The organism is Actinomadura monticuli (genome assembly GCF_041463655.1).
GTDB lineage: Bacteria > Actinomycetota > Actinomycetes > Streptosporangiales > Streptosporangiaceae > Spirillospora > Spirillospora monticuli.
The window spans coordinates 383,394-399,476 of the sequence record NZ_JAXCEI010000008.1 but is presented as its reverse complement, the minus strand read 5'-3'; the positions used below and the strand labels follow the sequence as shown (position 1 = coordinate 399,476).

The window sequence follows — 16,083 nt, the reverse complement described above, 5'->3', positions numbered from 1 at the left end:
GCCTCGTCGGCATCCTCCACGGCTGCCTCAAAACCCAAACCCCCTACGACCAGGCAACCGCCTGGTCACACCACCACCACGACCTCGCCGCTTGACATCCCAACCTCCAGGGATGTCTGACCCGGGGGCGCCCGCCCCGGGTCGGGGGGAGGGTCAGGCCCCCTGGTCGAAGTCCGCTTCGTCCAGGGGGCCGGACGGGGGGCGCGGCCCGCGTCCGCGGGTGAGCCACGCGGACAGGAACGCCGCCACGATCGGCATCGCGTCGCTGATGACCATGTTCACGAGTTGCACGTCCATCGAGATGCCACTCCCTCGCGCCTCTGGATCCGACACCTCCTGACGATCCCGGCTCCGCTGCGTCGTGCGCCGCATCGCGGACGTCCAGATCCGGGAAGATTCGTCGATATGCGTCGAGGGCCGCATTTCGCGGACGCGGCCGTACGTAGCATCGCGACGAGGCGATTGCGAGACGACGATGAGTGCTGCCGCGACCCCCGACCCTCTGGAGCGCTGGATCAAGGCCCTGAGGGAACTGATCACTCCCGGTCTCTACGGAGCCCACCTGGAGAACTCCCCGCTTCTGGACCATCCCGCGGTGCTGGCCCGCGCCGGAGCCGGGGCCCCGGCGACCGCCCGGGTCAGGGCCCTCATCGGCGTCCTCGAGGACGCCGTCGAGAACGGGCTGCGCTTCGACGACCGGACCGTCGCGCGGATCCTGCTCGGCTTCGGCGAATGGTCGGGCCGCCAGGTCATCGACCGGCACCGGGCCGCGGCCAAATGCCGGGACCCGCACTGGTCATGGGAGAACCACTACCGCAAGGAACCGCTGAAACGCGACCTCAGGAAGATCGCTCTCGCGCTGGCGCGGAGCGTCCCCGAACAGCCGGCGGAGCCCGCCCCGCCCGCCGCCGCGGCGGTGGCCGACGCCGCCCCGGCCGCCGGTGCCGCGGCGGTGGCGGAGGCCGCGGCGCTGTCCGGGAGGCTGGTGCGCGACCTGGGGCGGCGGCGCACGGCCTACCCCCTCGACATGAGCCTGCACCAGCTGCGCACCGCGGGGCTGCTCATCGGGACGCGGGTCGTCCGCTACCACGAGCGCGGGCGCGGCGGTCAGGAGCTGACCCTGGAGCCCGTCCTGCGCGGTCTCCGCGAGGGACGGTCGGCGCTGCTGCTCGGTGAGCCCGGCGGCGGCAAGAGCGTGGCGCTGTACGACCTCGTCCAGCAGAGCCTGGAGGCGGGCCTCCTGCCGTTTCCGGCGCGGGCGCGCGACCGGGCCGACCTGCTCGGCGACCCCGCGTGGCCGGGGCTGAAGGACCTGCCGGGGGCGGTCCTGTTCCTGGACGGCCTGGACGAGGCCGCGGCCGACGGCAGGGACCTGGCGGACGACCTCACCGCGATGCTCCAGTCCCGTCCCGCGCTCGTCACCTCGCGGCTGCGCGAGTACGAGCACACGCTCTCCCCGCTGTTGGCCGATCCCGGTTTCGACGAGGTGTACGTCGTCCAGCCCTGGCGGCTGGACGTCGATTTCACCGCGTTCCTGGGTCGCCTGTACGGCACCCGGCTCCTGGACGATCCGAAGCGGCTCTACGCCATGGTCTCCGAACGGCGGGACCTGTGCGGCCTCGTGGAACGGCCGCTCTACGCGCGCATGCTGACCTTCATCGGCGAGCAGGGCGCCCAGGACGTGGACGACCGGGTGACCCTCTACGGCGAGTACCTGTCCAAGCTGGCCCGTGTCGCCGAGTCGTCCGCGGGCGAGTCGGCCGGCGAGGCGCGCGCTCTCGAAATCTGGCAGGCGGCGGCGTGGGCGGCGCACTCGTCCGGCGCCATGGCCGGCGACACCGTCATCCTCTCCGACCTCATCGGCGCACTGCCGGCGGACCTCGGGCCGCAGCGCGTCCGCCGGGCGCTGGACCTCATCCTCAACGTCCGGACCGTCCGGAACCGGGAGGTCGGCGAGTTCCTCCACTACTCCTTCTTCGAGCACCTCGTCGCCGCGCACGTCTGCGACGCGCTCCTCACGCGGCCGGACGCCGAGAGCATGCACGAGTTGTTCCGCCGCGACCTCACCCGCGAGATCCGGCACCACCTGGTCGCCCTGCTCCGGTCGACGCCGCCCCCGGGCCTGCGGGAGCGCCTCGCCGAGGCGTACCGGGCGGCCCGGTCCCGGGGAACGGCACCCGAGGTACTGGCCATCTGCAACCTGCTGGTCTACCTCCTGTCAAGGACCGTTCCCCACAGCGAGGCGGTTCTGCGGGACATGCTGGCGCGGGAAAGTGATCCGTTTCTTTCGGCCGCCCTCCTGTGGGCGCTCTGTCACCAGGGGGCGCGCGGCATTGATCGCCGATTCCTGGGACGACTGGAGGAAGAGCCGGACTTTCGCGCTCTCTGCCGAGGTTATGTGCTGTATTACTACGGCGATATCGACCGCGACGAGGGGCCTCCATACCTGGACGATCCCCCCTACCGCCCATGCACGAACACGCTCCGTACAATTGTGAACGTATTCGAACGTTCCAGGTCAGCGCAGACGATTTCCCCACTCCGTCTCGCGATCGATCTCTATACCTTTTTGGACGTCCTGCTCGTGCGGAATCCGGCCGTCCCCGAAGAAGGACTCGAACGACTGGAAAAGTTTCACGGCGCCCTCCAGGGCGAACAGATCGATGCTACGCTGTGGGCTCGCTTGACGGAGATGATGGAAATGCTTCGGTCGCGCTGACGATCCGCTGCGCAGCAACGCAAGGTGGTCTCCCATGGGAAAGCTGTTCGTCTGGGATCTGCACGGCACGCTTGAGCGGGGCAATCATCGAGCGGTCATTGATATCTCCAACGAGGTCCTCCGTCGCTTCGGTCACCACCGGCGCTTCACCCACGCCGACAGCATCGATCTCTATGGCAAGAAGTGGTACGAGTACTTCACCTGGCTCCTCGGAGACGACGCGTACGCGCACGCGATGGAGCTCCAGGAAGCCTGCTTCGAAATGTCGGAGAGCAACCCCAACATGCAGTGCGAGGGCATCGAGCCGACGCCGCACGCGCCCGAGGTGCTGGCCGCCGTGGGAGGCCGGCACGAGCAGATCCTGATCTCCAACACCCGGCCCGCCACCCTGGCGATCTTCCTGAAGGTGCTGCGGCTGGAGGAGTTCTTCCCCGAGGGCACCGCGTTCGCGGTCGACCAGCACAGCCGGGACGCCGAGCGCACCAAGGCGCACGTCCTTCGCGACCACCTCGCCGGCGGCCCCCGCTACGACGAGATAGTGATCATCGGCGACTCCCCCAGCGACATGCGGCTCGCCGAGGTCGGCGGCGGCAGCCGCTACCTGTTCACCCACCCGGAGTTCCGGTTCCGCGACTGCGAGGCCGACCACCGGATCAGGGATCTCAGAGAACTGCTGACGGCCGTGTGAGCGCGTTCGCCTGCAGTTCCACGTGACGCAGGCGGTCCGCCAGCTCCGGTCGCCACGCCGGCGCGTTCCAGTCGTAGCAGTACGCCCACGGCGCGATGCCGCGCAGTTCCACGCCAGGCGGCGGACGCAGCGCCAGCGGCGAGTCGCGGACGATCTCCAGCAGGTTCAGCGAGCCGTCCACCAGCCCCGGGGACCGGTCGCGCTGCGCCGCGAACCATGCGAGCTGGTACTCCGCCTCGTCCAGGGTCTCCCCCGGTAGCCCGAAGATCAGGTTGAGCACGACCGCGATGCCGCTGTCCGCGCAGGCCGCCGCCACCTCCTCGACGATCCCGGGCGCCGTCACCTTGTCGAACAGCTCCTGCCCCCGCCGGTGGACCGTCTCCACGCCGAACTCCAGCGTCGCCAGGCCGGCGTCGGCGAGCCTGCGCGCGTGGACGGCCAGGCTGCGGGTGACCTTCGTCGTCGCGCTCCACCGCGCCCGGACGCCCGCCTTCTCCAGCGCCTCGGCGAGGCTCAGCATCATCGGGACGGTGAGCAGCGAGTCCTTCACCGAGAACCGGGTGATCCCGTGCTCGCGGATCAGCGCCCCCATCGCCGCCGCGGCCCGTCCCGCGTCCAGCCGCGTCGCGACCGGTTCCACCACCGGATAGGTGCAGTACGTGCAACGGCCGTAGGAGCAGCCCCGGGTGAACTGGAGCGGCATGGTCAGGGTGGACGGATCGTAGAGGGCCAGCTGCCGCGCCGCCGCCAGCGGATGGTAGTCGAACCGCCCCGCGGCGGGCGGGGGCGCCGCGATGCGCGGCGCGGACGGACGTCCCGCGCGGACCCGCCGCACCAGCGTCGCGAAGCCCTCCTCCGAGTGTCCGGGCAGGACGTGGTCGACGAACTCCAGATAGCGCGGTTCCGCGGCCATCTCCCCCGCCAGCAGCGTGACATGACTGCCGCCGAGAACGGTGACCGACTCCGGCCAGTGCCGCTTGACGAGCCGCGCGACGACCAGCGCGAGAAAGACCTGGGAGGGACCCATGATGGAGATCCCGACGACCGCCGGCGGTTCCGGAACCGTCTCGAAAAGCCGTTCGGCCAGCCAGTTCTCCCAGAAGGAACCCGCCGCGGCCGCCCGTCCGGTGGCCCTGCGCAGGGTATCGAAATCGAAATGCATTCCGGCCCGCGGATCGGCGGTGTCCGGGACGTGCACGGCCTCCCCGGGGCATAGTCCCGTGCTCGCGAAGAACCGGCCGGCCGCGGCGGCCAGCAGCGCGCGGTCCTTTCCGTGGTCACCGAGAATGCCGCCGGTCGACGTGCCGACGTCCGTCATGAATTGCCGGATATACTCCATGTTGAGATCACGGACCTCGACGTTCAGGCCATATCGGGCCGCCACGCGCGCCAAGATCATCGGACCGAGCGGCGGATTGGTCTCCGACGGAGAGGGCGGCGGCACGATGATCAGCCCGTCGATCGTTTCGCCGAAAGCCATGATCTCTCGATCCCGCTCGTGCGAGAGGCCGCCCTCCCGCTCACCGGCACTGTAACGCGGCAGAAGAGCCGCGACCATACGCGAATGTGCGACCGTTTTTTGGATGTTGATAACTCGGGATTGATTGAGGCCGCAAACGAGTGGGTGGTGACGGCGCCGAATGCCTTGCGAACGGAGCCGAGCCGTACGACCTTCTTCTCAGGTGCGTTCGCGCGATCAACGTGGCGGCCGGGAGGTCTCCGCGAGGCGAGCGCCCGGGACTTTCGGTCCGCGGTTCCAGGCCGGAGGTCACGCGCCGCCGGTGCCCGGCGGCGTCAGACTTGCCGGACCGGGGCCCCTGGGAGGAAAGCCATGGCAGATGTTCGGACGGCGCTGGCGGACGTCGTCGGCGTGGAGCACGTGCTGGTGGGCGACGAGGTACCGCCGGAGTACGGGCGGGACGAGTCGCTCGGCGTCCCGGCGGAGCGGCCGGGCATGGTCGTGCGGCCGGCCGACACCGGGCAGGTCGCCGAGGTGCTCCGCGTCGCCGCCGCGCACGGGCTGCCGGTCACGGCGCGCGGGGCGGGCACGGGCCTGTCCGGCGCGGCGGTCCCGCGTCCCGGCGGGCTGGTGCTGTCGTTCGAGCGGATGAACCGGATCCTGGAGATCGACACCGGCGGCCAGGTCGCGGTGGTCCAGCCGGGCGTCACCCTCGCCGAACTCGACGAGGCGACCGCCGCGCAGGGGCTCGTGTACCCGATCTTCCCCGGCGAGGGCGGCGCCAGCATCGGCGGGACGGTCGCGACCAACGCGGGCGGCATGCACGCCGTGAAGGAGGGCGTCACCCGGCATCACGTCCTCGGGCTGGAGGCGGTGCTGGCCACCGGCGAGGTGATCCGGACGGGCGGCCGGTACGTGAAGACGTCCACCGGCTACGACCTGACGCAGCTCATCGTGGGGTCGGAGGGCACGCTCGCCCTGGTCACGGAGGCGACGCTGCGGCTGCGCCCGCGGCTCCCGCACCGCGCCGGCGCGCTGGCGCCGTTCCCGGACACGGAGGCGGTCACGGCGGCCGTGCCCCGGCTGACCGGCGGCGGCCTCGACCCGCTGGTGCTGGAGTACGTGGACGTCCTCGCGATGGCGGCGATCACCGAGAACGCGGGCCTCGACCTCGGCGTGCCGCAGGACGTCCGCGACGCCGCCGGGGCCTATCTGCTGGTGATCCTGGAGAACCGCTCCGGCGAGCGGCTGGACGAGGACGTCCAGGCCCTCGGCGACGAGCTGGCGGCCCTGGGCGCGGCCGACGTGTACGTCCTCGCGGGCGACGCGCTCCGCAAGCTGGTCACGGCCCGGGAGCAGGCGTTCTGGGCGGCGCGCAACGCGGGCGCGAACGCGATCGTGGACGCCGTCGTCCCGCGCGCCGCGCTGGCCCGGTTCTTCGCCGCCGTCCCGGTGGTCGCCGGACGGCACGGGGCGCTGATCGGCGGGTGCGGGCACGCCGGCGACGGCAACGTGCACCTGTCGGTGTTCCAGCCGGACGCGGACGCGATGGAGCGCGTGATGGACGAGCTCCTCGCCACGGCCGTCGAGCTGGGTGGGACGATCAGCGGCGAGCACGGAATCGGGCGGGAGAAGACCCGCCACTTCCGCGCCCTGGAGGATCCGGCGAAGGTGGAACTGATGCGGCGGATCAAGACATCGTTCGATCCGGACGGGATACTCAATCCGGGCGTCCTGTTCGGCTGATCACGGTGCACGACCGCTTGAGACGACCCTTGGTGAACGAGCGTGGGGAGATGCTGATGAACGGCGCGCAGGCCATGGTGCGCACGCTGGCGGACGCCGGCGTCGGCGTGTGGTTCGCCAATCCGGGCACGTCCGAGCTGCACCTCGTGGCGGCGCTGGACGACGAGCCGCGCGCGCGGGGCGTCCTGTGCCTGTTCGAGGGCGTCGCGACCGGCGCCGCCGACGGGTACGGGCGGATGGCGCCGGCGCCCGCCGCCGTCCTGCTGCACCTCGGCCCCGGGCTCGGGAACGGGCTCGCCAACCTGCACAACGCGCGGCGGGCCGGGACGCCGGTCGTCACGGTCATCGGCGACCACGCCACGGACCACCAGCGGTTCGACGCGCCGCTGCAGTCGGACATCGCGGCGGTCGCCGGGTCGGTGTCCGCCTGGACGCGGCGGCCCGGCGGCGCCGCGGACGCCGGGCAGGCCGCGGCGGAGGCCGTCATGGCGGCCAGGGCCGGGGGCGTCGCCACCCTGATCGTCCCGTCCGATGTCGCCTGGTCGGACGGCGGGGACGTGGCGGCGGCGCTGCCCGCCCCGTCCCCCGAGCCGGTGCCCGCCGCCGCGCTGGAGCCGGCCGCCGCCGCGCTGACCGGCGGCGAGACGTGCGTCCTGCTGATCGGCGGCGCGGCGACCCGGCGCGAAGGGCTGGCGGCCGCCGGGCGCATCGCGGCGGCGACCGGGGCGCGGGTGCTGTGCGAGACCTTCCCGGCCCGGCTGGAGCGCGGCGCGGGCGTCCCGGCGGTGGAGCGGCTCGCCTACCTGGGCGAGATGGCGTCGGCGCAGCTGGAGGGCGTCCGGCACATCGTCCTGGCGGGCGCGCGCCGCCCGGTGACGTTCTTCGCCTACCCCGGCAAGGCCGGCGACCTCGTCCCGGACGGCTGCCAGGTGCACGACCTCGGCCCCGACCCGACCGGCGCGCTCACCGGGCTCGCCGACGCGATCGCCAAGGAGGCGGTCCCGGCCCTGCAGGCCGCCGCGCGGCCGGACCTGCCGTCCGGGACGCTCACCGGCGAGTCCGCCGCCGCCGTCATCGGCGCGCTGCTGCCCGAGGGCGCGATCGTGTCGGACGAGGCGAACACCTCCGGGCTGTGGCTCCCGGGCGCCACGGCGGGCGCGCCCCCGCACGACTGGCTCTCGCTGACCGGCGGCGCGATCGGCCAGGGCATGCCGGTCGCGACCGGCGCCGCGATCGCCTGCCCGGACCGCCCGGTCGTCTGCCTGGAGTCCGACGGCAGCGCCATGTACACGATCTCCGCGCTGTGGACGCAGGCCCGCGAGGGCCTCGACGTCACGACCGTCATTTTCAACAACGGCGCCTACGCGATCCTGTCGATGGAGACGACGCGGGTCGGCGCCGTCCCGGCGGCGCCCGAGCCGGGCACCGTCACCCGGGACATGGTCGACCTGTCGCGCCCCTCCCTCGACTTCGTCGCGCTGGCGGCCGGGATGGGCGTCCCGGCGTCCCGCGCCCGCACCGCCGAGGAGCTGGCGGCCCAGTTCGGCAAGGCGCTCGCCGAACCGGGCCCGCACCTCATCGAGGCCGTCGTCCCGCCGCTCGGCTGAGCCGCGCTCCGGCCGGGGACGCCGAGGCCCCGGCCCGGGTCAGACGCCGAGGCCGCGGCCGATGATCTCCTTCATGATCTCGGTGGTGCCGCCGAAGATCGTCTGGATGCGGACGTCCTGGTAGGCCTTGGCGATCGGGTACTCGGTCATGTAGCCGTAGCCGCCGTGGAGCTGGACGCAGCGGTCGACGACCCGCTTGAGCAGCTCGGTGTTCCACCACTTGAGCATCGCGGCCTCGTCGGCGGTCAGCTCGTTCTCGCTCTCCTTGAGGATGCACTCGTCGGTGAACGAGCGGGCGACGGTGAGCTCCGTCTTCATCTCGGCGAGCGTGAAGCGGTTGTGCTGGAACTTGCCGATGGGACGGCCGAACGCCTCGCGCGTCTTGCAGTACTCCAGGGTCTGCTCGAACGCGTCCTCGGCGGCGGCCATCGCGGTCGCGCCGATGGACAGGCGCTCGCGGGCCAGGTTCGTCATCAGGTAGATGAAGCCCATGCCCTCCTCGCCGAGGAGGTTCGCCTTGGGCACGCGGACGTTGTCGAAGAACAGCTCGGCGGTGTCCTGGGCGTGCATTCCGACCTTGTCGAGGTTGCGTCCGCGCTCGAAGCCCGCCATGCCGCGCTCGACGGCGAGGAGGCTGACGCCCTTCGCCCCGGCGGACGGGTCGGTCTTCGCGACGACGATGACGAGGTCGGCGAGGATGCCGTTGGAGATGAACGTCTTCGAGCCGTTCAGGACGTAGTCGTCGCCGTCCTTGATCGCGGTCGTCTTGATGCCCTGCAGGTCGGAGCCGGCGGCGGGCTCGGTCATCGCGATCGCGGTGATGATCTCGCCGGAGCAGTAGCCGGGGAACCAGCGGGCCTGCTGCTCGGGGGTGCAGAGCTGGCGCAGGTAGCCGCCGTTGATGTCGTTGTGGACGGCGAAGCCGGGCCCGCTGATGCCGGCCTTCGCCAGCTCCTCGTTGAAGATCACGTAGTAGCGGTAGTCGGAGTTGCCGCCGCCCCCGAACTCCTCCGGCATGTCGATGCCGAGCAGCCCCGCGCGGCCGGCCGCCAGCCACACGTCACGGGAGACGATGCCGTCCTTCTCCCACTGCTCGTGGTGGGGGGCGGCCTCCTTCTCGATGAAGGAGCGCACCATGTCGCGGAAGGCGTCGTGCTCGTCGGTGTAGATGTCCCGTCCCATCCGGCGGTCTCCCTTGAGTAAGTGTGTGCTGATACAGAGTTAATGTAACACTGGCACTGTCACATAGAGGGAGGCGGGATGGAGCTCACCGTCGACGAGCTGGCCGCGCGCGCCGGGGTCACCGTCCGGACCGTGCGGTTCTACGCCGGGCGCGGCCTGCTCCCTCCCCCGCGGCTGCGCGGCCGGACCGGCCTCTACGGCCCCGACCACCTCGCGCGGCTGGAACTCGTCCGGGAGCTCCAGTCGCTCGGGCTCACGCTCGCCGCGATCGAGAAGCACCTCCAGCGGATCCCCCTGGACGCCCCGGCGGAGGACCTGGCGCTCCAGCGGGCGCTGCTGTCGCCGTGGGCGCCGGAGCGGCCCGAGGACCTCGACCGGCACGGACTCGACCGGCGGGCCGGGCGGCACCTCGACGACGAGACGATCGACCGGCTGGAGGCGCTCGGGGTCGTCGAGCGCGTGTCGGACGACGTCATCCGGGTCGTCAGCCCCGCGCTGCTCGGGATCAGCGCCGAACTCGCCGAGCTGCCGATGCCGCTGGACACGCTGATCGCGTCCCATCAGGCCGTCGACCGGCACACGACCGCGCTGGCCGCCGAGCTCCAGGAGGTCTTCCAGGACACCGTCGTCCGGCCGTACCGGGAGGGCGGGCGGTCGCCGCGGGAGCGCGAGCGGCTCATGGAGATGGCCGGCAAGCTCAAGCCGCTGATGATCCAGTCGCTGGTGACGTCGTTCCAGCGGGCCGTCGACAAGGCCATCCGCCGGTCCGTGCCCGACTGACCGTGCCCGACCGACCCGTGCCCGACCGACCCGTGCCAGACCGACCGTGCCCGGTCAGGAGTTCTTCCACTCCTCGCCCTCGTACTCGACGAGGCGCGGGTGGACGAGCGTGTTGACCTCGACGTCCCGGCTGCGGCGGTCCTTCGGGAACACCGTCGCCGCCTGCAGGACCGCGCCGTCCAGGAACCGGAGGCCGGGCACGCCCGCGGCGAGCTCCAGCGCCGGCGCCGTCCCGGCGGGGGACGCCAGGACGAAGCCCCAGTCCCCGAAGCTCGGCACGTCCACGTGGTACGGGGTCGTCGCGAAACCGGCGGCGGCGATCGACTTCTCGATGCTCCAGAACGACTTGGGCGCGAAGTACGGCGAGCCCGACTGGACGACCATCCGGCCGCCCGGGGCGAGGGCGCGCCTCACCATCCCGTAGAACTCGACCGAGTACAGCTTGGCCGTGGACACGTCGTCGGGGTCGGGCATGTCCACGATGATCGCGTCGAACCGCTCGGTCAGGCCGCGCAGCCACGAGAACGCGTCGGCCTCCACGGTCCTGACGCGGGGGTCCTCGAAGGAGCGGTCGTTCAGCGACACGATCGGCCTGTAGGTGCGGGCCAGGTGCAGCATCTCCGGGTCCAGCTCGACCAGCGTCGCGCTCCGGACGTCCTTGTAGCGCAGCACCTCGCGCAGCGCCAGGCCGTCCCCGCCGCCGAGCACCAGCACCCGGCCGTGCGGCCCCGACATCAGCGGATGGACGAGCGACTCGTGGTATCGGTACTCGTCCACCGACGAGAACTGGAGGTCGCCGTTCAGGAACAGCCGCAGGTCGGACGGGCCGAGCCCGGCCTGCCGGGTGATGACGATCTCCTGGTACCTCGTGCGCTCCGAGAGCGCGATCGGGTCGCTGTAGAGGGCCTGCCGCGCCGACACCTCGAAACCGTCCGCCATCGCGTACGTCCCGCCGAGGACGCCGAGGACGGCCACCATGCCGAGCGCCAGCGCGGCCCGCGCGACGCGTCCGACGTCGCGGCGGAACAGCCACAGCACGACCGCCATCCCGGCGACCGCGTTCACGACGCCGACAAGCAGCGCGCCCTTGATGTGCCCGAACGCCGGCAGCAGCAGGAACGGGAACGCGAGCCCGCCGAGGAGCGCGCCCACGTAGTCGGCGGCGAACAGGTCGGCGACCGCCGACCCCGCGTCCTGCTTCCGGATCCGCTGCAGCAGCGTCATCAGCAGCGGGATCTCCGCGCCGATCAGCGCGCCGACCGCGAACGACACGACGACCAGCGCCGGGACGTACAGGTCGAGCCACGCGAACGCCGCGTACAGCGCGAGGACCGACACGCCGCCGATCAGCGCCAGCGCGCCCTCGACGACGGCGAACGCCACCACCGCGCGGCCTTGCAGCGGCTTCGCGGCGAGCGACCCGACGCCCATCGCGAACACCATCACCGACAGGACGATCGACGCCTGCGTGACGGAGTTGCCGACGAGGTAGCTGCCGAGCGCGACCAGCGCCAGCTCGTACACCAGCCCGCACGCCGCACACGTGAACACGGCCGCGAGGATCAGCGCGCGGGCGAGCCGCGCCGGGACGCGCGTCCTCCCCGGGCCGTCCGGCCGGGACGGCTCCGGGGAGGCCGCCCCGGAGCCAGGCGGCTCCGGGGCGGACGGGTCGGGGGCGGACGGGCCGGGGCCGGAGGGCCCGACGGCCTCGTCCAGGTCGCGGGACGTCAGGAGACCGCCCCGGCCACGATCGCGGCGACGCCGAGGTCGGCCGCGGCGACGACCCAGCCGGCCGGGTGGATGGCGGTGCCGCCGCCGTCCGCGTCGACGAGCGTCGCGCCGAGCTTGCCGGGCGTGATCACGTCCAGCAGGAAGAACGCGACGATCATCAGCACGATGCCGCACCCGCCGAACACGGCGGTGTCGATCAGCCCGTCGGTGAGGTCGCTGTCGCTGGTGACGATCGCCGTGGTGACGATCGCGCCGATGCCGAGGAGCTTGGCCGACAGCAGCAGCGCCGCGCCGCGGTTGCCCTCGGTCCAGATCTGCTTGCCGAGCCTGCCGGGCGTCGTCACCTCCACCACCAGGTAGCCGAGCGCCATCAGCGCGATGCCGATCGCCCCGTAGGCGAACGTCGCGCCGACCTCGTCAAGGATGTCGTTCATCTGTCGCTCCTCATTTCCCCGACCCTGGGCCGCCGCCCCGGAAGGACGCGGCGCCTCTGCTGTTCCATCCGTTGCTGCCGGGGCTCGCCCAGCGCCCGCCGACGTGGGAGTAGTAGCGGTTGTAGCCACGGCGGGGCCTGTCGACCGTGATGCGGCTGCCCGCGCCGTTCGGCAGGACGCCGACGACGAGCTTCGGGTAGCGCAGGAAGATGCCGCCGGCGGCGCCCTTGGCGAGGGTGTCGTCCACCCGGTCGATCGGCTTGAACTTGCGGCTGATCTCCGAGGCCACCGACTGGGGGGCTTTCGGGGAGCGGTAGGTGTCCGCACCCATGCTGGTGTACTTGTCGCCGATCCAGGACGCCTGCGACTGCCCGCAGCCGCCGAGCGCGACGGTGGTCAGGGCGGCGGCGGCCACCGCGCCCGCCACCCGGTGTCTGCTGTTCACGAGGGTCTCACCAACCGGCTTCGCGTCATGACGATCTCCCTGGTCTGGGGGTAGGCGTGCCAGGTCCGCCAGCCGAACCCGGGTTCTTGCGTCTCTTCCAGGGCCAGCGCGGTGACGGCGTGCGGGGAGCCGGGGAACGCCCCGGTCAGCGCGTCATCGCGGTCCGCGAGCCGCGCGCACACGGCCTCGACGGCGCGGGCGAACGCCGTCCCGTCGCTGTGCGCGGCGGTCGTCGCGGCGAACTCGTACGCCCAGCCGGGCACGCTCGTCGCGGCCCGTCCGGGAAGCGGCTCCGTCCGGTCGGGCAGGCACGCCACCGTCTCGCTCAGCGGACCGGCGATGACCTGGTGGGACGCGCCGAGCAGGCGCATCTGCACGGTCAGGCCGGCGCGCTCCACCGGGAGGACGGCGAGCGCGTCCAGCGGCGGCAGGCCGAGCACGAAGGAGAGCCCGTCCGCGCGCGCGTCCGCGTAGGGGGTGTCGAGGGTGGCGCGCAACTCAGCTACCGCCGCCCGGGTAGATCGTCATCGATCCGGTGGGGACGCGCTCACCGAGGCCCGCCTCCCACTGCCCGCCGCCGTACTGCTCGAACGACAGGTACTTCCCGCGCGGGCCCTCGTAGTCGACGTACTCGACGCGGCCCTGGACGCCGACGCCGGTCGTGCCCTCGCTGGTGTAGTCGGCGGTGCCGTGCTCGTCGCGGCGGTACTCGACGCCGTCGACGACGATGGTCTTCTCACCGGGCCTGAGGTCGCCGATGTCGTGCTCCGTCCACCAGACGACCTCCAGGTCGGGGTCCTCCTCGACGGAGACCCACACCTTGGTGCCCTCGATGGTGTCGGCGTCGAGGAGGTGCTCGCTCCAGGTGAAGCCGCCCTCCCTCAGCCGCACCGAGCCGCGCACGAAGTAGCGGGTGCCGAGGTACTCGACCATGTCGCCCGCCTTGAGGGCCCGCGGGTCGCCGGCCACCGAGTCCTCCGGCGCGAACGGGTCCCGCGGAGCCGCGGGGGCGGGCGCCGGGGCGCTCGGACGGCGTCGCAGCAGCACGACGATGAGCACGATCAATGCGACCAGGACCAGCGCCAGGAGGATGACAATCGCCGTTCCGCCCACGGACACCTCCATCGTTTCGTCGATCAATCAGGGCGCAGACCAGCGGGATCCTACCGATTGTGGCGTCCCAAGCCCATACCGCGATGAGACGTATCAAATGATCCCCAGGTTTCATGCGAAAACGGGAGATCCGATGCGGGGCCGGAACCCGGTGCGGCCGGTTCGGCGCACGGTGTCAGAGGGGCCGCGCGGGCCGGAAGCGGGCGCCGCGCGGGAGTCGGAGGCGGGCGGCTCAGAGGCGGGCGGCGCCGGCGGCGACGCGGCCGTCGGTCGCGGTGAAGGCGATCCGGACGTGCCGGGCGCCGGCCGGGCCGTAGAACTCGCCGGGCCCGACGAGGACGCCGCGGGAGGCCAGGTGGGCGACGGTGTCCCAGCACGGCTCGTCCCGCGTGGCCCACAGGTAGAGGGACGCCTCGGAGTGGTCGACGCGGAAGCCGTGCCGCTCGAACGCCTCCCGCAGGACGGCGCGGCGGCGCGCGTACCGGGCGCGCTGCTCGTCCACGTGGGCGTCGTCGGCGAACGCCACCGTCATCGCCGCCTGCACGGGCGCCGGGACGATCATGCCGGCGTGCTTGCGGACCTCCAGCAGCCGCTTCACGAGCGCGAGGTCGCCGGTGACGAACCCGGCGCGGTAGCCGGCCATGTTGGAGCGCTTGGAGAGGGAGTTGACGGCGAGCAGCCCCTCGTGGGAGCCGTCGCACACGTCCGGGTGCAGGATCGAGACCGGCGGCCTGTCCTCGTCCCAGCCGAACTCCAGGTAGCACTCGTCGCTGACGACGATCGCCCCCCTGCCGCGCGCCCACGCCACGACCTTGCGCAGGTGCTCGGCGGGCAGCACCTTGCCGGTCGGGTTGGACGGCGAGTTCACCCACACGATCTTCGGGTTGACGGGGCCGAGGGCCAGCAGCCCGTCCGTCGCGACGGGCGTGGCCCCGGCCAGCCGGGTGCCGACGTCGTAGGTCGGGTAGGCCAGCTCGGGGAAGACGACCCGGTCGCCGGGGCCGACGCCGAGCAGCGTCGGCAGCCAGGCGACCAGTTCCTTGGTGCCGATGACGGGGAGCACCGCGTCCGGGTCGGCGCCGGACACGCCGGCGCGGCGGCGCAGCCAGCCCGCGACCGACTCGCGCAGCTCCGGCGTCCCGTAGGTCTGCGGGTAGCCGGGCGCGTCGGCGGCTCCGGCGAGGGCCGCCCGGATCGGCTCGGGCGTCGGGTCCACGGGAGTCCCGACGGACAGGTCGACGATGCCGTCCGGGTGCGCCAGCGCCCGCTCCTTGTAGGGCGCGAGCCGATCCCACGGAAAGTCCGGCAACGTGAACACTGTCCCTGCTCCTCCTCTGGAACCCGGCGGCTCTGGAACCCGGCGGGCCGCGGCCTTCCCTCACTCGGGAGGCCACGGCCCGGAATTCGGCGCAGGGGGACCCGCGGGGCGCGCCCCCGTGCCGGAACGCGCCAATGGGTCCCCCGGACGGCTACTCGTCGTGGCTCTGCGGAGGCAGCGCGGCGACGATCGGGTGGTCCTTGTCGATCTTGCCGACCTTGGACGCACCGCCCGGCGAGCCGAGGTCGTCGAAGAACTCGACGTTCACCTTGTAGAAGTCCTTCCACTGGTCGGGGACGTCGTCCTCGTAGTAGATGGCCTCAACCGGGCAGACCGGCTCGCACGCACCGCAGTCGACGCACTCGTCCGGGTGGATGTAGAGCTGACGCTTCCCTTCGTAGATGCAGTCGACCGGGCACTCCTCGATGCATGCCTTGTCGAGCAGGTCCACGCAGGGCTGCGCAATGACGTAGGTCACGTCAGTGACTCCTCTCGGATATCCGGCCCCGCCGCACGTCACGGGTCGCCGCAAGCTCGCTGTGAATAGTATGGCCACCACGGCTCAGTCGATTCGACATGGGGGTCTCACATGTCCGCCCGCTTCGCCGCGCGGCTGGTGGTGTCCATCAGTGGCGCGGACGTGGGCCAGCGGATCTCGCTGCGCCGCCGTCTGCCTACGGGAGAGTACAGCGACGTCGTCGGCGTGCTCGAATCGTGGTCCGGCAAGACGCTCATGGTGCGCCGGCGCGACGGAGAGCTGGTCGAGGTACCCGAGGAGATCATGGTCGCGGCGAAGGTGGTGCCGCCGCGCCCGCCGGCGCGGCGCCGCCCCCGGCGGGAGCAGCCGGAGGACGGCTGACG

16 protein-coding genes are annotated in these 16,083 nt (G+C 72.1%); 6 read left to right on the top strand and 10 right to left on the bottom strand.

Annotation, left to right across the window (positions count from 1 at the left end):
• Nucleotides 1-153: 153 nt before the first annotated feature.
• Nucleotides 154-297, bottom strand: a complete 144-nt coding sequence (locus tag SM611_RS20790; protein ID WP_371951504.1) for a hypothetical protein — start codon at nucleotides 295-297, stop codon at nucleotides 154-156.
• 178 nt (nucleotides 298-475) lie between these two features.
• Between SM611_RS20790 and SM611_RS20785 the strand changes: the two genes are divergently transcribed.
• Nucleotides 476-2,719, top strand: a complete 2,244-nt coding sequence (locus SM611_RS20785) for an NACHT domain-containing protein (RefSeq protein WP_371951503.1) — start codon at nucleotides 476-478, stop codon at nucleotides 2,717-2,719.
• Nucleotides 2,720-2,753: 34 nt separating this feature from the next.
• Nucleotides 2,754-3,407 (top strand): HAD family hydrolase, encoded by a 654-nt coding sequence (locus SM611_RS20780; RefSeq protein ID WP_371951502.1) that lies wholly within the window; start codon nucleotides 2,754-2,756, stop codon nucleotides 3,405-3,407.
• Here SM611_RS20780 and SM611_RS20775 read toward each other — a convergent pair.
• Nucleotides 3,382-4,887 (bottom strand): B12-binding domain-containing radical SAM protein, encoded by a 1,506-nt coding sequence (locus SM611_RS20775; protein WP_371951501.1) that lies wholly within the window; start codon nucleotides 4,885-4,887, stop codon nucleotides 3,382-3,384. The genes SM611_RS20780 and SM611_RS20775 overlap by 26 nt on opposite strands.
• A gap of 351 nt (nucleotides 4,888-5,238) precedes the next feature.
• Here SM611_RS20775 and SM611_RS20770 point away from each other — a divergent pair, with 351 nt between their 5' ends.
• Nucleotides 5,239-6,612 carry an FAD-binding oxidoreductase gene (locus SM611_RS20770; RefSeq protein WP_371951500.1) on the top strand — a complete coding sequence of 458 codons (1,374 nt, stop codon included), beginning with the start codon at nucleotides 5,239-5,241 and terminating at the stop codon, nucleotides 6,610-6,612.
• A gap of 32 nt (nucleotides 6,613-6,644) precedes the next feature.
• The gene (locus SM611_RS20765; RefSeq protein ID WP_371951499.1) at nucleotides 6,645-8,219 is read left to right on the top strand and encodes an acetolactate synthase large subunit; all 1,575 of its coding nucleotides are present in this window, start codon (nucleotides 6,645-6,647) and stop codon (nucleotides 8,217-8,219) included.
• A gap of 39 nt (nucleotides 8,220-8,258) precedes the next feature.
• Here SM611_RS20765 and SM611_RS20760 read toward each other — a convergent pair whose 3' ends face one another.
• Nucleotides 8,259-9,401, bottom strand: coding sequence for an acyl-CoA dehydrogenase family protein (locus SM611_RS20760; RefSeq protein ID WP_371951498.1), 1,143 nt, complete (start codon nucleotides 9,399-9,401; stop codon nucleotides 8,259-8,261).
• 78 nt (nucleotides 9,402-9,479) lie between these two features.
• On the opposite strand from SM611_RS20760, the gene SM611_RS20755 reads away from it, so the two are divergent.
• Nucleotides 9,480-10,181 carry a MerR family transcriptional regulator gene (locus SM611_RS20755; protein WP_371951497.1) on the top strand — a complete coding sequence of 234 codons (702 nt, stop codon included), beginning with the start codon at nucleotides 9,480-9,482 and terminating at the stop codon, nucleotides 10,179-10,181.
• Nucleotides 10,182-10,235: 54 nt separating this feature from the next.
• Here the strand turns inward: SM611_RS20755 and SM611_RS20750 are convergent, their stop codons facing one another.
• The 7 genes from SM611_RS20750 to fdxA all read right to left on the bottom strand — a co-directional run bounded on the left by SM611_RS20750 (nucleotide 10,236) and on the right by fdxA (nucleotide 15,700).
• On the bottom strand, nucleotides 10,236-11,897 hold the full coding sequence (locus SM611_RS20750) for a polyamine aminopropyltransferase (RefSeq protein WP_371951520.1): 1,662 nt from the start codon (nucleotides 11,895-11,897) through the stop codon (nucleotides 10,236-10,238).
• An 11-nt stretch (nucleotides 11,898-11,908) separates the two neighbouring features.
• Nucleotides 11,909-12,346, bottom strand: a complete 438-nt coding sequence (locus tag SM611_RS20745; RefSeq protein ID WP_371951496.1) for a DUF350 domain-containing protein — start codon at nucleotides 12,344-12,346, stop codon at nucleotides 11,909-11,911.
• Nucleotides 12,347-12,356: 10 nt separating this feature from the next.
• Nucleotides 12,357-12,791 (bottom strand): DUF4247 domain-containing protein, encoded by a 435-nt coding sequence (locus SM611_RS20740; protein ID WP_371951495.1) that lies wholly within the window; start codon nucleotides 12,789-12,791, stop codon nucleotides 12,357-12,359.
• On the bottom strand, nucleotides 12,788-13,288 hold the full coding sequence (locus tag SM611_RS20735) for a DUF2617 family protein (protein WP_371951494.1): 501 nt from the start codon (nucleotides 13,286-13,288) through the stop codon (nucleotides 12,788-12,790). The genes SM611_RS20740 and SM611_RS20735 overlap by 4 nt, the downstream gene beginning before the upstream one ends.
• 1 nt (nucleotide 13,289) lies before the next feature.
• Nucleotides 13,290-13,904, bottom strand: coding sequence for a DUF4178 domain-containing protein (locus SM611_RS20730; RefSeq protein ID WP_371951493.1), 615 nt, complete (start codon nucleotides 13,902-13,904; stop codon nucleotides 13,290-13,292).
• Nucleotides 13,905-14,136: 232 nt separating this feature from the next.
• Nucleotides 14,137-15,222, bottom strand: a complete 1,086-nt coding sequence (dapC, locus tag SM611_RS20725) for a succinyldiaminopimelate transaminase (RefSeq protein ID WP_371951492.1) — start codon at nucleotides 15,220-15,222, stop codon at nucleotides 14,137-14,139.
• A 151-nt stretch (nucleotides 15,223-15,373) separates the two neighbouring features.
• Complete coding sequence (gene fdxA, locus SM611_RS20720) at nucleotides 15,374-15,700, bottom strand: ferredoxin (RefSeq protein ID WP_141578074.1); 327 nt, start codon at nucleotides 15,698-15,700, stop codon at nucleotides 15,374-15,376.
• Between the two features lie 111 nt (nucleotides 15,701-15,811).
• Between fdxA and SM611_RS20715 the strand changes: the two genes are divergently transcribed.
• Nucleotides 15,812-16,081, top strand: a complete 270-nt coding sequence (locus SM611_RS20715) for a putative acetyltransferase (protein WP_371951491.1) — start codon at nucleotides 15,812-15,814, stop codon at nucleotides 16,079-16,081.
• The last annotated feature ends 2 nt before the right edge of the window (nucleotides 16,082-16,083 follow it).